We start from the raw sequence: 16039 nt of genomic DNA on the forward strand, positions 1-16039 counted from the left end.
ATCATCGGCATGTCGGCGCTGCTGACGACGACCATGCCCTACATGAAGGTCGTCATCGACACGATGAAGGAAAAGGGAATCCGCGACGACTACGTCGTGCTGGTCGGCGGTGCCCCGCTCAACGAGGAATTCGGCAAAGCCGTCGGCGCCGACGCCTATTGCCGCGACGCAGCCGTGGCAGTCGAGACCGCCAAGGATTTTATGAAGCGCAAGCACAACGTCCGCGCTTCGGCCTGAACTGACGAGGAGAACACAAGAGCATAAGTACGGAGCCCGTACCTATGCTCTTGCAGACGAGGCGCCGCGTAGCGCCGGCATGTCAAGTCTTCAACAAGCAACAGCGTTCCGCGTAGCGGCTTGTATCGCCTATTCAGACTCTTTCGCCTCTTCCTTTTTCAGGATCGGCGTGTCGGCGGTTGTATTCGCGACGCTTGCGACTGTGGTTTGCTGATCTACGCTTGCAGCTTTGGTTTGCTGCTCTACGGAAGCCGTCGTGTTGTTGTGGCCGACACATTCCGCTGCGGCGCCGGACGCCGAAAGGCCCAGAGCGGCGACAACTAAGAGAGCGGTCTTCATTCTATGCTCCTAGCTTCGTTGTTGAGGTACAGGGAAAGATTACCGGCATGTCCCCCCATTCGAAAAGTCAACTTTTCGTGCCTGCCCCAGCGAACCCCCACCTGACGAAACAATTGCAATAGGCGGACACCACGGCCGCTTCGACCTCACTTCGGCGAATTCGGCATGGACCATAAACCGAGCCAAGCCTTGCAACGCGACTTTGTCGTTCCCAGATGTTACAATGACTTAACGCGCATCGCTTGAACTATGTTGATCGCGATTCGCCTTGATGAGATTGCGGATCAGGGATTCTCGACCGTGTCCTCAACCGCGTTGGCTGTCGATTTGACATCCCTGCCGACGCCGCGGACGGTGTTGGCGCAGGCCGAAAGAGCCAGGGCGCAAGCGAGGATGGCGATCGGCGCAATGCGTAGCGGTTTCATGAATGGTATCTCCCTCAACAGATAGGTTCGTGGGACAGCAACGAAAATCGGTTAGACTGGTTCCATGAGCATTGCGCGAAAACTACAACCCGATCAAGGTGACAGGCTGCTTGTCATCGCCTGCGGGATGATTGCGCGCGAAGTTCTGGCCGTTAAGGAGCAGCTGGGGCTCGACCATCTCGACCTGACCTGCCTGCCGGCGGAGTTCCATTTCTACCCGGACCGCATCGCGCCGGCCATGGACAAGGCAATCGAGAAGGCCAAGGCGGACGGCTACACCAATATTTTCGTCGGCTATGCCGATTGCGGCACCGGCGGCCTGCTCGACCGCGTCTGCGAGAAGCATGGGGTCGAGCGCATGGCCGGTCCGCATTGCTTTGCCTTCTACCAGGGCATGGAAGCCTATGCGAAAATCGCCGGCGACGACATGATGTCGTTCTACATGACCGATTTCCTGTGCCGGCAGTTCGATGCCTTCTTCATGAAGCCGCTCGGCCTCGACAGGCATCCGGAGCTGATCAAGGACTATTTCGGCAATTACGAGAAGCTAGTCTATATCGCCCAGACCGACGATCCGGAACTCGACAAGGTCGCCGAGAAAGCCGCGAAAATGCTCGGCCTCGCCTATGAGCGCCGTTCCACCGGCTATGGCGACCTGACGACGGAGCTGGCCAGCGCCGCGGCACACGGCTGACGTTCGATCAGGCGCGGTCTTCTTCCACTGCAAGCCCGGCAAGCACAGCGGCAAAGCGCGTCTTGCAGACGAAGCCCAGCCTGTCCCGCGCCCGCGACGCGTCGTAGATACGGTCGATCGAGGAAAACATCGTCCAGCCTTTTCGCGCATAAAGCGCCGGAAACTCCGGAAAATAACGCGCCACGACTGGCGGCGCGTCAGCGATCAATGCCTCGCAATCATCAGGCCGGAACGGCGTTGGCGCCGAGATGATGAAGACGTCGAAGCCTAGCTGTGGAGCCTTCTCCAGCGCCGCGACATGGGCCTCGGCGGCATCTTCCACGGTCAGTCGGCGGAACAACAGCTCATTGGCCTTGGTGTTGGCGTCCGACTGCTCGATCGCATGCGCCATGTCGTCTGCCTCGGGAAAGAACCGGGCGGTGCGCAGCACGATCACCGGCAGTCCGGACTGGATGTGATAGAGGCGGCAAAGATGTTCGGCCGAGAGCTTGGTTACGCCGTAGATGTTGCGCGGCTCGGGCGACATGTCTTCCGTCAGCCAGGCGGCCTTGCGCGCACCGCCGGTGAGGCCGGCGCGTATGGCTTTCGAGATCATCAGCGAGGTCGTCGACGTGAAGACGAAGCGCTGAACGCCTGATACCACCGCCGCGTCGAGCAGGTTCAGGGTGCCGCGCACATTCGTCTCGATGAAATCCTCATTGCGTTGGTGTTCGATGTCAGGCTTGTGCAGCGCGCCGCTGTGGACGATCGCCTCGATGCGGTTTTCCCCGACCGTCCGCATCACCAGATCACGGTCGGCGACCGAGCCGATCATTTGCGTTTGCGCCGACGGGACCGGATCCAGCCCGATGACGTCATGGCCAAGGGCCCGCAGGCGCGGCGCTAGCGCGCTGCCCAGCCAGCCTGACGACCCCGTAAGCAAGATCCGCATCGGCAAAACCACGAGTTTTAAGCTGACCGCTGTTAAGCACGGATGACAGGCCGCCGCGAACCGGTAAGTTGTATGCCAAACGAGAAAACAGGCTGTTCCAGCCGTCGACCGGGAAACGCACCGATGATCGCTCGCCTCCTGATTGCCGCAGGCTTTTTCTGCTTCGCCCTGCCCGCGCTCGCCGATGGCGAGGTGCAGAAGCTGATCACGCCCGCCGACAAGGTGCGGCTCGACAAATATGCCGAGACGCGCAAGGCAGCCCTTGATGAAGCCAGGGCCGGCGACGACGCCGAGGTCAAGCAGCTCGACGCCTTGCTGGCAAAGCCGCTGGTCGCGTTTTCCGACAAGGATCTGGCCGGCAACTGGCAATGCCGCACCATCAAGGCCGGCGGACTGAGCCCGCTCGTCATCTATGGCTGGTTCAAGTGCAAAGTGAGCGACGATGGTTCGGGCTGGATGCTGGAAAAACGCACCGGTTCGCAGCGCACCAAGGGCCGTTTCTTCGACGACGGCGAAAAGCGCGCGATCTATCTCGGCTCGTTCTTTGTCAACAACGATCCCGCAAAACCCTATGGCGGCGGGCCGCGAGGCGACCAGGTCGGCTATGCCTTTCGCAACAGCGCCAACGAATGGCGCATCGAGTTCCCGGCCCCCTATTACGAATCGAAGCTCGACATCCTTGAATTCAAGCGCTGAGCCCGCTGTCCTGAGGCCGATCATCAGGGTTAACCCGGCGGTCCAAAGCGAACCCACGCGCTGGTGGTGAAGACCTGACGCTTGGTACCCACGAAGAAGGACGCGAGACGACCCCTTGCGGACCATCCCTGATGAGAGGTCAAGGGAACGTCGTGACCCTTTCGCGACCTTGGCGCGGGCGTGGTTTAAGGACAGCTGTGGGGATCTGCCGTTCGTTCCAGCGATCTGAAATTCGGCAGGATTCAAAGACCGGACGGTTGATCCGCCTACCTCGCTAACACGCCGGCCGCTAGAAGCCCGTCGGCCACAACTTCCATGACGTTGCATAGGACCCCAGTTGTGTAAGACTGCCGGACTGTTGCCGAAGGAGCCCTCCGGCGTCTCCACCGCGGAAGTGGGACATGGACATTGAGGAGTGGCTGCGCAGCTTAGGGCTGCAGCAATACGGCACGGCCTTTCGTGAGAACAACGTCGAGGCCGAAGTGCTCCTGCGGCTGACGGCCGAGGATCTCAAGGACATCGGCGTCAGTTCGGTAGGGCACCGCCGGAAGCTTCTGGAGGCTATTGCCGAGCTGCGGGAAAGTTCCTCTGCCATCTCAGCTGAAGGTGTCGAAGCCTTGACTCAAGTCGCCGAACTTGCGTCGGCACCGGCGTCCCCAACCGGTGCCGAGCGGCGGCAACTGACCGTGATGTTCGCTGATCTGGTCGGCTCCACCGCGATTTCGGCTCGGGTCGATCCCGAGGAGATGAGTGAGATCATCCGAGGCTACCAGAATTGTTGCGCAGGCGAGATTACCCGCTTCGAGGGACACATTGCGAAATTCATGGGCGATGGTGTGCTGGCATATTTCGGCTGGCCACGAGCGCATGAAGATGATGCCGAGCGGGCGGTGCGCGCAGGCTTGGCGGTTGCCAGTTCAGTGGCGCAACTGCGGGCGCCGGATGGCAAGCCGCTTGCGGGCCGGGTGGGGATCGCGACGGGTCTCGTGGTGGTCGGTGAGCTTGTCGGCGACAAGGAAGCGCGCGAGCGGGCGGTGGTCGGCGAGACGCCGACCTTGGCCTCGCGACTGCAGGACTTGGCCCGGCCGGGCAGCGTAATTGTCGCCGAGAGCACAAGACATCTGCTGGGCGATCTGTTCGAGTTGGAGGATCTGGGACCACAGGTTCTGAAGGGCTTCGAGACGGCCTTGAAAGCCTATTCCGTCAGAGGCGAGGGCCGGGCCGAAAGCCGCTTCGAGGCATTCCACACCGGCGCGCTGACGAAGCTCGTTGGCCGCGAGCAGGAGCTGGCTCTGCTTCTGGAACGCTGGTCGCGGGCGGAGGAAGGTGAAGGACAGGTGATCCTCCTCTCCGGGGAGCCGGGGATTGGCAAGTCGCGCATTGTGCGCGCCTTGCGCGAGCACTTGGCCAACGAATCGTACATCCCGCTCAGCAATTACTGCTCGCCGTACCACACCAACAGTGCGCTTTATCCGGTGGTCGGACTTTTGGAGCGGGCGGCGCATTTCGACCGTGATGACACCGCCGAGATGAAGCTCGATAAACTTGAAACTCTGCTCGCTCGGGGCGGCGAGCAGGACCGGGAGGCGGCGCAAGTACTGGCCGCTCTGCTTGCGATCCCAACCGAAACACGCTACCCGCCAATCGATCTGCCGCCACAGCGCATCAAGCAACGCACGCTGGAAATCTTGGTCGAGCAGCTCGCCGGCCTAGCCAAGCAGAAGCCTGTGTTGGCCGTATACGAGGATGTGCATTGGATCGACCCTTCGACACTAGAGCTGCTGGGCCTGGTAATTGAGCGGGTCCAGCGTCTGCCGGCACTGGTTCTGATCACCTTCCGGCCGGAATTCAGCCCACCCTGGACCAGCCATGCCCATGTGACCCAGCTCTCGCTTTCTCGTCTCACGCGACGGCACGGCGCAGCCGTGGCTCTCCGCGTCACCGGCGGCAAGGCGCTACCGCGCGAGGTTCTGGACCAGATCATGGCGCGAACTGACGGGGTTCCGCTATTCGTTGAGGAACTGACCAAGACAGTCCTGGAGTCAGGCCTTTTGCGGGACGTCGGCAATCATTTCGAGTTGACCGGAACTCTCCCGCCGCTGGCGATCCCGGCTACGCTGCACGACTCGCTAATGGCTCGCCTCGATCACCTGGCGCCGGTCAAGGAGGTGGCGCAGATCGGGGCTGTAATCGGCCGCGAATTCTCGCACGATCTGCTGGCCGCCGTGGCGCCGCACGACGAAGGCAAACTGCAGGACGCTTTGGCCCAGCTCTGCAGGTCCGAGCTGATCTATTGCCGCGGTGCGCCGCCGGAAGCGACCTACAGCTTCAAGCATGCGCTTGTGCAGGATGCGGCGTATTCCAGCCTTCTTAAAACTCGGCGGCAGCAGATGCACGCGCGCATCGCCGCGGCTCTCGAAGAGCGTGTGGCAGCGGGTTCCGAGGCTTTGCCGGAGATCATTGCCCATCACTGCACCGAGGCAGGCCTTATCGAGCGGGCAGTCAGCTACTGGTGGCAAGCCGCGCAATCGGCGATCCAGCGCTCTGCAATTTTGGAGTCGATCGCGCACCTGGAAAATGGGCTAAGACTTGTCCGCACGCTACCTGACACTCAGGAGCGCGTCCGCCTGGAGCTGGATATGCAGGTGGCGTTGGGCACCGCCTTTATGGCGGCCAAAGGTTGGTCGTCGCCGGCCACCGCAGCGGCGTTCGCGCGAGCCGAGGAGTTGTGCGAGCGAGTGGACGACATCACTCTGCGCAGCGTGGCCGATTACGGCCGGTATCTCGTCTACCTCCTGCGTGGTCAACTCGATGCTGCGCTGGCAACGACGACATCGATGCTGCGCAGGGCCGAATGCGACTGCGATCGGGCCACAATCATGATCGCACACCGGTGCGTCGGCATCACGTCGGTGCACCGGGGAGATTTTGATGCCGGACGCAAGCATATGGAGGCGTCGTTGGCGCTGTACGATCCGAACGAGCACGCTGCGCTTGCCTATCGATTCGCCTATGATCCCCGTATCGCAAACCTTTGCTATATCGCCCACGCGCTGCTGCACCTCGGTTATCCCGATCAAGCATTCGAGAAATACACCGATTTGTTACAGGCTATAAAACACCACCGGCACAGCCCATCCGCGGCGTTCGGCCTGTTCCAATCGGCCCTGTTTTGCACTTATTCGAGAGATCTCGGCGCGTATAAGCGCGACAGCAACTTTGGTGCGGATGAGGCCATTGTCGATGAACTGATCTCAATCAGTACGGAGCACGGTTTCTCACTTTGGCGCACAGCAGGGGTCATTCTCAAGGGTTGGGTTCTGATCCAGGCGGGTGAGTCGGATAGCGGTCTTGCTCAAATGCGTGACGGCATAGTCGAATGGCGTGGGCACGACGCTAAGCTTTTTGTGCCACGCTGGCTGCTCATGCTCGCCAGCGCCCTCAGCAGGCTTGGCAACCCACGCGCGGCACTCGACAGGATCGAGGAAGGGCTCGCATTGATCACCGAGACCAACGAGCGGTGGAACGAGACTGAGTTGCACCTCCGCAAGGGCGAACTGCTCCTGGACTTGAAGGCGGACGAGAAGGCCGAGGCTTCCTTCCTGCACGCGCTTACCGTGGCCCAACATCAACGCGCCAAGCTTTGGGAGCTGCGAGCCGCCACATCTCTTGCCCGACTCTGGGTCCAGGGAAACGAGCGGCAAAGGGCCCACGACCTTCTCGCACCGGTTTGCGGCTGGTTCACAGAGGGCTTCGCGACGCCGGACATCAAGGAAGCGAGGACGTTCCTCGATCTAGTAGAATCCTGATCTGCCGTTTTGGACAATCTGCTGCAGTCAACAATCTCAGGGAGGAGATGATGACGTTCCATTCACTCAGGACACGGGAAAAATTACACCCAGCTCGGATTTCGGCGGCGGTGCTGATCGCAATCACCTTGTCTGCCTTCGCGGTCGCTGCGGCGGAAGCGGCAAATGCAGCGGAAGCGGCAAAGAAATTCTTCGACGCTTACCGCGATCGGAAGGTAGACGCCATGACCACTCTTTTTACCGAGAGTGCCACGTTCGTCTACGTGCCTTTCGGTGACGCTGGTTCCGGCAATGTCCTCAAAGATGGCGTGCCGGTCTGGCGGACGCTGATCGATGCTTTCCCTGACCTGCGCAACGAGGTTAGCACAATCTGGGAGGACAAGAGCGGTGACGTTGCCTTCGTGGATGTTCACATCGGCGGAAAGCAGACTAAGGACGCGTTTGGAATCACAAACAAAGGCAAGGAGTATTGGTTGCGCCATCTGTTCATTCTGGAAACTAACGAGGAAGGCCGGATCATCAAGATCACGAGCTTTTGGGACAACGCTACTTGGTACACTCAGCTCGGCAAGACCAGCCTAGAGTGATCGCGAGTCGCGCTCTATTGCGCTCGAATGAGCCACATAACGACCCCGGCCGAAACGGCGCGATTCATCCAACCCCAGGAAGCCGCGCCGGGTCGCTCGTCCCGAAGTAGCGCGTCAAGTCCAATCACTAGATGTCTGGATTGAGTGCGGATAACGATTTCGCAAGTGAGACCACGAAGGTCTGATATGGCGCTGCCTGTGCGTTCCAATCGGCGACACGGACGGCAGTTAACCGCCCATCGCTGCAATTCGATTTGGTATCAACCGTCAGATTTTCACGACTAGCACTATGTCTTTGCGGGCGCCGCGCCGCGGCCTGCCTTGGAAACAATGGTACCATCCGACGATCTGGTTCCATCTCTGGACCGGCGCAAAAACCGGCGTCTGGCAACGAGCGCCGATTTACCGGACAGCGCTCTGGCGATAAGCTTGGCACTTATGAGCGAAATCGACCACCGCACCATCATCGCCAGCCTTTCGGTCGAGGATCGTCGCGACCTCACCGCCAAACTGGACGGGCCCGGGATTGTCCGGCTGGCCGTTCACGGCGGGCTGGTTGTGGTGCTGGGTGCGCTGATCGCCGCCCGAATTCCGTTCTGGCCGGTTCTCGCGCTGCCGCAGGGAATCCTGGTCGTCTTTTTCTTCACGCTGTTGCACGAGACGATCCACGAAACCGCCTTCAGGACGCCGTGGCTCAATCGCGCCATCGCCGCCGTGACCGGCTTCCTGATCCTGCTGCCGCCGGCATGGTTCCGTTATTTCCATCTCGCGCACCATCGCCACACGCACGATCCGGACAACGACCCCGAACTGATGGCTCCGAAACCGGAGACCATCGGCCAGTATGTGCGCTATCTCTCCGGGATCCCCTATTGGAGCGGCATGGCGCGCGTGATCGTCGTCAACGCCGCCGGCCGCAACCGCGACGGCTTCGTGCCGGACAAGGGCCGCGACAAGGTGATTTCGCAAGCGCGTTGGTTTCTGATCGCCTATGCGATGCTGCTGGCAGCCTCCCTGGCCGTGCAGTCAGCGCTGCTGTTGTGGGTCTGGATTGTGCCGGTGCTCGTCGGTCAGCCGTTTTTGCGGGCCTATCTGCTGGCCGAGCACGCGCTCTGCCCGCATGTCGCCAACATGCTCGAAAACACACGCACCACCTTTACCACAAGCCTGGTACGCTTCATGGCGTGGAACATGCCTTACCACTCCGAGCACCATTCTTATCCGGCCGTTCCCTTTCACCGCCTGCCGCGTTTCCACCAAATTGTCGCCGAACATCTGCGCACGACCGAGCGAGGCTATGTCCGCTTCCACAGGAAGCTTGTCGGCAGCTTCGATCGTCGCGCCGGCTGATCAAAACCAGGCCAAGCATCGAATATTTTCGCGTTTCCGTTGCGGCTGCCAATTGCGTCGCTTTTGAATGCGCGCGCGTCGTCCCATAACAAGCAGCCCGACAGCGCTTCCGGCAATGCTCGCACTCACTACAGCGCCGCGCGTCCTATTGGACGCGCAATGGACGCTGTAGCACTTTAAGTCGGCGCATGATCCTTTCCAAAATCGATGCCGATTTTCGGGGTCATGCGCGAGGAGTAGGAAATTCATGGCCGATCTGATCGTCGTCTACTGGCGCGACATCCCCGCCCAGGTCATCGTCAAGAAGGGCCGGCAGAACGCCAAGCGCGAACTGCCGCTGCGCTTTACCGAGGCGATCGACATGTGCGCGATGCGCACCGGCGCCGGCGGCACCGACGACTACCTTGCCGAATGGCGCAAGGCCGACCCCATGCCGGTCAGCGACGATCTTGAAGGCGAGGCGGAAAAAGCCTTTCAGGACATCGACGCGAAATACGACCGCGAGCGGCTGGTCGCTCTGGTCAAGGCGGGCGGAAAAGAAGATGTCTGAAACGACCCCGGCGATTACCCAGGCCACTCTGGTCAAGAAGGCAGCGCCGAAATCCGACTACAAGCCGGCCGACGTGTCGCCGCAGCGGCGCGTGCAGCGCTCCTTCGCGGTCAGGCTGTGGTCCGTCCGCCACTCGCGACTGCTCGAATGGTTCTACGCCAGGTTCTCCGACATGTTTTTGCTCCTCCATCCGCTGTGGAAGCGCATCGGTTACGGCCGCGTCGAAGGTCCGATCAAATTCGTCGAAAAACGCGTCAAGGGTTTTATGTTCGACTGCCGAATGTGCGGCCAGTGCGTCCTTTCTTCTACCGGCATGTCGTGCCCGATGAATTGCCCCAAGCAATTGCGCAACGGCCCTTGCGGCGGTGTGCGCGCCAACGGCAATTGCGAGGTCGAGCCTGATATGCCGTGCGTCTGGGTCAAGGCCTGGGAAGGTTCACGCAACATGGTGCATGGCGACAAGATCCTCGACGTGCAGAAGCCGGTCGACCAGTCGCTGCGCGAGACCTCGGCATGGCTGCGGGTGACCGCACAGGCCGCCGCCGCCCGCGAAGCCGCGCGCAATGTTCCAAAACCTGGGGCACCGGCATGATCGGCCGCCAGCCCGACGAGAACCCGGCCGGCATCCATCTGCCGCTCGACCCCCTGCCCGGCCACACCTCGCGCGGCCGGCTGGAGCGCGTCCTGAGGCGCGGCGAATTCGCGGTGACCACCGAGCTCAACCCGCCGGACAGCGCCGATCCGGAAGACGTCTACAACCGCGCCAAAATCTTCGACGGCTGGGTCGACGCCATCAACGCCGTCGACGCCTCGGGCGCCAACTGCCACATGTCGTCGGTCGGCATCTGTGCGCTGCTGACCCGCATGGGTTATGCCCCGATCATGCAGATCGCCTGCCGCGACAGGAACCGCATCGCCATCCAGGGCGACGTGCTGGGCGGGGCGGCGATGGGCGTCGCCAACATGCTGTGCCTGACCGGCGACGGCGTGCAGGCCGGAGACCAGCCAGGCGCCAAGCCGGTATTCGATCTCGACTGCATGTCACTGCTGGAAACCTGCCGCATCATGCGCGACAACGGCAAGTTCCTGTCCGGCCGCAAGCTGACGACGCCGCCGCAGCTTTTCCTCGGCGCGGCGATCAACCCTTTCGCGCCGCCGATCGATTTCCGCCCCTACCGGCTGGGCAAGAAAATCGCCGCCGGCGCGCAATTCGTGCAGAGCCAGTACTGCTTCGACGTGCCGATGTTCCGCACCTACATGCAGCAGGTCCGCGATCTCGGTTTTACGGAAAAATGCTTCATCCTGTGCGGCGTCGGACCGCTGGCCTCGGCCAAGACCGCCAAATGGATCCGCTCAAACGTGCCGGGCATTCATATCCCCGATTCGATCGTCAAGCGGCTGGAAGGCGCCCAGGACCAGAAGAAGGAAGGCAAGCAGCTCTGCATCGATATCATCAACGAGGTGAAAGAAATTCCCGGCGTCTGCGGCGTCCATGTGATGGCCTATCGCCAGGAGGAATATGTCGCCGAGATCGTCGATGAATCGGGCGTGCTGAAGGGGCGCCAGCCCTGGAAACGCGAAATCCGCCGCGACGATCAGCTCGTCGCCGACCGGCTCGACCACATTTTGCACGACGAGATCACCGAAACGCAGGTCGACATGGTCAAGACCGCGCATTGATGGCGCGGACGCCACCATTCGCTTGATCGAAAACAGAAACGATATAAAGAAGTCTTTATATCACGAGGGAGAGATTGCATGACCCGGACGATCGTCGCCTCGGCGACACGAGAAATCATCATCGGCTTCGACCAGCCCTTCTGCGTGATCGGTGAGCGCATCAATCCAACCGGGCGCAAGAAGCTCGCGGCCGAGATGATCGCAGGCAATTTCGATACCGTCATCAGGGACGCGCTGGAACAGGCCGCCTGCGGTGCGACCATGCTCGACGTCAATGCCGGCGTCACCTCGGTCAACCCGAACGAGACCGAACCCGGCCTGCTGGTGCAGACGCTGGAGATCGTGCAGGGGCTGGTCGACCTGCCGCTATCGATCGACAGTTCGGTGACCGCGGCGATCGAGGCGGCGCTCAGGGTCGCCAAGGGCCGGCCGCTGGTCAACTCCGTCACCGGCGAGGAAGAAAAGCTCGAAGCCATCCTGCCGCTGGTCAAGAAATACAATGTCCCGGTGGTTGCCATCTCCAACGACGAGACAGGCATTTCGATGGATCCGGATGTGCGCTTCGCCGTCGCCAAGAAGATCGTCGAGCGCTGCGCCGATTTCGGCATTCCGGCGCATGACGTGGTCGTCGACCCGCTGGTCATGCCGATCGGCGCGCTCGGCGACGCCGGCCGCCAGGTCTTTGCCCTGCTGCGCCGGCTGCGTGAAGAGCTCAAGGTAAACACCACTTGCGGCCTGTCAAACATCTCGTTCGGCCTGCCGCACCGCCACGGCATCAATGCTGCCTTCATCCCGATGGTGATCGGCGCCGGCATGACCTCGGCGATCATGAACCCGGTGCGTCCGCAAGAGATGGAAGCGGTGCGCGGCGCCAATGTGCTGAACGGCACCGACGAGAACTGCACCAACTGGATCAGGACCTACAAGGACTACAAGCCGGCCGAAGGCGGCCAGGCGATCGCGGCGCCCACGCAAGTCAATGCGCCGGGCGAAGGTAATGGCAATGGCGGTCGCCGGCGCGGGGGTCGTGAAGCCCGTATGGCCCGAGGATAAGCGCGCAATCGTGAACTCTCCTGCCAACATCACCGATCCACTCGTGCTGTTCATGCCGTCCGGCAAGCGCGGGCGGTTTCCGGTCGGCACGCCGGTGCTCGATGCCGCACGCCAGCTCGGCGTCTATGTCGAGAGCGTGTGCGGTGGACGCGCCACCTGCGGGCGCTGCCAGGTCGAGGTGCAGGAAGGCAATTTCGCCAAGCACAAGATCGTCTCTTCCAACGACCACATCTCGCCCAAGGGCGCCAAGGAGGAACGCTACGAACGCGTGCGCGGCCTTCCCGAACGGCGCCGCCTGTCCTGCTCGGCGCAGATCCTGGGCGATCTCGTCGTGGATGTGCCGCAGGACACGGTCATCAACGCCCAGACCATTCGCAAGGATGCCGACACCAGGGTCATTGCCCGCGATTCGGCAATCCACATGTGCTATGTCGAGATCGAAGAGCCCGACATGCACAATCCATCAGGCGATCTCGATCGCCTGAAGATCGCGCTGATGAAGGACTGGGGGCTCAACAGCCTCGATTTCGATTTCCATCTGCTGCCGCAGGTGCAAGTCATCCTGCGCAAAGGCAACTGGACCGCGACCGCCGCCATCCACAAGGATGCCGACAGCGAGACCGCGCGGGTCATCTCGTTGTGGCCCGGCCTCAAGAACGAGGCCTACGGGCTTGCCTGCGATATCGGCTCGACCACTATCGCCATGCATCTGGTGTCGCTGCTGTCGGGCCGCGTCGCCGCCTCGTCAGGCACGTCGAACCCGCAGATCCGCTTCGGCGAGGATCTGATGAGCCGCGTTTCCTATGTGATGATGAACCCGGACGGCCGCGAAGGCATGACGGTCGCGGTGCGCGAGGCGATCTCGGGTCTCGTCGACAAGGTTTGCGCGGAAGGCAACGTCCAGCGCAACGACATCCTGGATTGCGTCTTCGTCGGCAATCCGATCATGCACCATCTGTTCCTCGGCATCGACCCGACCGAACTCGGCGGCGCGCCCTTCGCGCTGGCTGTCTCGGGCGCCGTGCACATCAAGGCGTCGGATATCGGCCTGAAGCTCAACCAGGGCGCTAGGCTCTACATGCTGCCTTGCATCGCCGGCCATGTCGGCGCCGACGCGGCTGCGGTGACGCTGTCGGAAGGCCCGCACCGCCAGGACGAGATGATGCTGATCGTCGATGTCGGCACCAATGCCGAGATCGTGCTCGGCAATCGCCAGCGCGTCGTGGCGGCCTCGTCGCCCACCGGTCCCGCCTTCGAGGGCGCGGAAATCTCCGGCGGCCAGCGCGCTGCGCCCGGCGCCATCGAGCGCGTCCGCATCGATCCCGACACGCTGGAGCCGAAATACCGCGTCATCGGCTCGGAACTGTGGTCCGACGAGCCCGGCTTCCTCGACAGCGTCCAGGCAACCGGCGTCACCGGCATCTGCGGCTCCGGCATCATCGAGGTGGTCGCCGAGATGTACCTGGCCGGCATCATCTCCGAGGACGGCGTCGTCGACGGTGGGCTCTGCGCCCGCTCGCCGCGCGTCACCGCCAGTGGCCGCACCTTCTCCTACGTGCTGAAGGAGGGTGAGCCGAGGATCACCATCACCCAGACCGACGTGCGCGCCATCCAGCTCGCCAAGGCAGCACTCTATGCCGGCACCAAGCTGTTGATGGAAAAGCAGCACACCGATCATGTCGACCGCATCCACTTCGCCGGCGCCTTCGGCTCCTTCATCGATCCGAAATACGCCATGGTGCTGGGACTGATCCCCGACTGCGATCTCGACAAGGTCTCGGCCGTCGGCAACGCGGCCGGTGCCGGTGCGCGCATGGCGCTGCTCAATCGCGGCTATCGCCGCGAGATCGAGGAAACGGTGAGCCGGATCGAGAAGATCGAGACGGCGCTGGAGCCGAGATTCCAGGAGCATTTCGTCTATGCCATGGCGCTGCCGAACAAGATCGACCCGTTCCCAAAACTATCGGCGGCGGTGAAGCTGCCGCCGCGCAAGACCGTGAGCGAGGACGGCATTGCCGGCGATGCCGCCCCACGGCGTCGTTCGCGCGAAGGCCACGCCGCCCGGCGCGGCCGGGGGTAGCATCCCGCTGCTAAAAGCTGCACTCACCCTCATTCTCATTTGCATGCATATGTTTCCGGATCAGCCCAAACAGAAACAAGGCGCTGTTTTCGCGAAATCCACCCGATACACACGCGGCGCATTTAACCGGCATCGAACGGCAGGCAGGAAATAACTTTCAGCCGCCGCAGCACTCCAAGGGAGATGAAGATGTCGATGTTCGAAAGCCTCGGCCGCTTTGGTACGGCCATCAAGCATGCGCACAACAGGAACAGGTCGGTCCGGGCCATGAACAGCCTGCCGCCCGAAATTCAGAAGGATATCGGCTGGCCCGTGTCGCCGCGCAACGACCCGCAGGTCACCTTCTCGGCCCTGCTTCTGGGTTCGGCGCGCTGATGACCTTCGCCGACAAATGCAAGCTGCTGGCCAAGCGCCGGAACCGTCATCCGGCTCCGGCAGCAAGCGACCGTCGGCTGCGCGCCGTACTGCTGCCCAGGCGCTGAGCGATGCTGCGCTGGCCTTGATTGCCAGCCAGATCACAGGGCCGTGTTGAGACCGCGCAAATCTTGACATTCTGGGCGAAGGCACGATCTTCGATTGCGAGGGGTTCTCTTAGTCGGCTCAGCCGAAGTCCGTGTGTCCGCATGCCCAGTATCAAAAGCCACGTCGTTTCCTTCGTGCTCAGGTATAGCCGCAAGAAAGCCTTTTCCAGCCCGGAAAACCTGCAGCGCTGGATCGCCTACGCCCGCAAGACGGAGAACCATCAGCCGCCCGCATCGCTGCATCAGCGTTTCGAGATCGCGACGCGCAGCGTGGACGGCTTTCCCGTGTACGAGATCGCGCCGAAGACCGGCGAGCGAAAGCGGATCCTCTACCTGCATGGCGGCGCCTATGTCTTTCAAATCACGTCTTATCACTGGGGACTGATCGCCGATATGGCCGACCGGCTGGGCTTCGGCATCACCGTGCCGATCTACCCCATTGCTCCCGAACACGATTTCCACGCCATGTTCGGCATGGTCGGCGAGGTCTACCGTCAGATGCTCGACGAAACGGAAGCGCAGGACATCGTCTTCATTGGCGATTCCGCCGGCGGCAACATGGCCGTGGTGCTGACCATGATGGCCGCGGAAGCCGACCTGCCATTGCCGTCGCGCCATGTGCTGATTTCGCCCGGGCTCGATCTGTCGCTCGCCAACCCCGAAGTGTTCGAGGCGGAACGCTACGATCCGTGGCTGGGAATTCCTGGCGGGCTGGAGGCAGTCCGGCTCTACAGTGCCGGCATAGATCCCAGCGACTGGCGCATCAGTCCGCTTTACGGTGACCTCTCGGTGTTGCCGAAAACGCTGCTTTTGACCGGTTCGCGCGACATGCTGACCCCCGACAATCTGATCTTCGCGCAAAAGGCCCGTGCCGCCGGTGTCGCGATAGAGGTTGTGCACGAGCAAGGCATGTTCCATGCTTGGCCGCTGATCGACATGCCAGAAGCGCGGCGCGCGCGGGACAGCATCGTGACGTTTTTAGCCAGCGACACCGAAAGCTATCATGCCAAGGCCGGCGAATTGGCACTGCAAAGGACAGGTCGTGAAGTCCCCACTCACAACCTGTCTACGCCGTCGAAGTCCTGAA

Annotated in this window: 16 protein-coding genes; 13 read left to right on the forward strand and 3 right to left on the reverse strand. The window is 61.9% G+C overall.

What is annotated here, in order from left to right; genetic code table 11:
* Window positions 1–237, forward strand: a 237-nt coding sequence (locus AC0L3D_RS14530; RefSeq protein ID WP_407046109.1) for a cobalamin-dependent protein, incomplete at its 5' end; no start/stop codon positions are given.
* Between the two features lie 129 nt (window positions 238–366).
* Here AC0L3D_RS14530 and AC0L3D_RS14535 read toward each other — a convergent pair.
* Complete coding sequence (locus AC0L3D_RS14535) at window positions 367–576, reverse strand: hypothetical protein (protein ID WP_473627258.1); 210 nt, start codon at window positions 574–576, stop codon at window positions 367–369.
* Window positions 577–860: 284 nt separating this feature from the next.
* On the reverse strand, window positions 861–1001 hold the full coding sequence (locus AC0L3D_RS14540) for an entericidin A/B family lipoprotein (protein WP_023798937.1): 141 nt from the start codon (window positions 999–1001) through the stop codon (window positions 861–863).
* Window positions 1002–1065: 64 nt separating this feature from the next.
* Between AC0L3D_RS14540 and AC0L3D_RS14545 the strand changes: the two genes are divergently transcribed.
* Window positions 1066–1695, forward strand: coding sequence for a DUF1638 domain-containing protein (locus AC0L3D_RS14545; protein ID WP_023798936.1), 630 nt, complete (start codon window positions 1066–1068; stop codon window positions 1693–1695).
* A 7-nt stretch (window positions 1696–1702) separates the two neighbouring features.
* Here AC0L3D_RS14545 and AC0L3D_RS14550 read toward each other — a convergent pair whose 3' ends face one another.
* Entirely contained in the window at window positions 1703–2626 is a 924-nt protein-coding gene (locus tag AC0L3D_RS14550) for an NAD-dependent epimerase/dehydratase family protein (protein ID WP_023798935.1), read from the reverse strand.
* Window positions 2627–2749: 123 nt separating this feature from the next.
* On the opposite strand from AC0L3D_RS14550, the gene AC0L3D_RS14555 reads away from it, so the two are divergent.
* From AC0L3D_RS14555 to AC0L3D_RS14605, 11 genes are all read left to right on the forward strand, one after another.
* A complete protein-coding gene (locus AC0L3D_RS14555; protein WP_473644741.1) occupies window positions 2750–3322 on the forward strand; it encodes a DUF4893 domain-containing protein in 573 nt (190 codons plus the stop codon).
* A 401-nt stretch (window positions 3323–3723) separates the two neighbouring features.
* Window positions 3724–7131 carry an AAA family ATPase gene (locus AC0L3D_RS14560; protein ID WP_473644743.1) on the forward strand — a complete coding sequence of 1136 codons (3408 nt, stop codon included), beginning with the start codon at window positions 3724–3726 and terminating at the stop codon, window positions 7129–7131.
* Window positions 7132–7181: 50 nt separating this feature from the next.
* The gene (locus AC0L3D_RS14565) at window positions 7182–7718 is read left to right on the forward strand and encodes a nuclear transport factor 2 family protein (protein WP_473644745.1); all 537 of its coding nucleotides are present in this window, start codon (window positions 7182–7184) and stop codon (window positions 7716–7718) included.
* Between the two features lie 438 nt (window positions 7719–8156).
* Window positions 8157–9068, forward strand: a complete 912-nt coding sequence (locus AC0L3D_RS14570; RefSeq protein WP_473532368.1) for a fatty acid desaturase — start codon at window positions 8157–8159, stop codon at window positions 9066–9068.
* Window positions 9069–9315: 247 nt separating this feature from the next.
* Window positions 9316–9618 (forward strand): virulence factor, encoded by a 303-nt coding sequence (locus tag AC0L3D_RS14575; protein WP_128173850.1) that lies wholly within the window; start codon window positions 9316–9318, stop codon window positions 9616–9618.
* On the forward strand, window positions 9611–10210 hold the full coding sequence (locus AC0L3D_RS14580) for a methylenetetrahydrofolate reductase C-terminal domain-containing protein (RefSeq protein WP_027154500.1): 600 nt from the start codon (window positions 9611–9613) through the stop codon (window positions 10208–10210). Before AC0L3D_RS14575 ends, AC0L3D_RS14580 begins: the two co-directional genes overlap by 8 nt.
* Window positions 10207–11298: a methylenetetrahydrofolate reductase gene (locus tag AC0L3D_RS14585; protein WP_027154501.1), complete on the forward strand. Its 1092-nt coding sequence runs from the start codon at window positions 10207–10209 to the stop codon at window positions 11296–11298. The genes AC0L3D_RS14580 and AC0L3D_RS14585 overlap by 4 nt, the downstream gene beginning before the upstream one ends.
* 78 nt (window positions 11299–11376) lie before the next feature.
* A complete protein-coding gene (locus AC0L3D_RS14590; protein WP_023798928.1) occupies window positions 11377–12351 on the forward strand; it encodes a methyltetrahydrofolate cobalamin methyltransferase in 975 nt (324 codons plus the stop codon).
* On the forward strand, window positions 12302–14431 hold the full coding sequence (locus AC0L3D_RS14595; RefSeq protein WP_128246538.1) for an ASKHA domain-containing protein: 2130 nt from the start codon (window positions 12302–12304) through the stop codon (window positions 14429–14431). Before AC0L3D_RS14590 ends, AC0L3D_RS14595 begins: the two co-directional genes overlap by 50 nt.
* Window positions 14432–14620: 189 nt before the next feature.
* The gene (locus AC0L3D_RS14600) at window positions 14621–14806 is read left to right on the forward strand and encodes a hypothetical protein (RefSeq protein WP_023798926.1); all 186 of its coding nucleotides are present in this window, start codon (window positions 14621–14623) and stop codon (window positions 14804–14806) included.
* A gap of 248 nt (window positions 14807–15054) precedes the next feature.
* Window positions 15055–16038: an alpha/beta hydrolase gene (locus tag AC0L3D_RS14605; protein ID WP_023798924.1), complete on the forward strand. Its 984-nt coding sequence runs from the start codon at window positions 15055–15057 to the stop codon at window positions 16036–16038.
* Window position 16039 lies beyond the last annotated feature (1 nt).

It is taken from the genome of Mesorhizobium sp. WSM4837 (assembly GCF_055811435.1).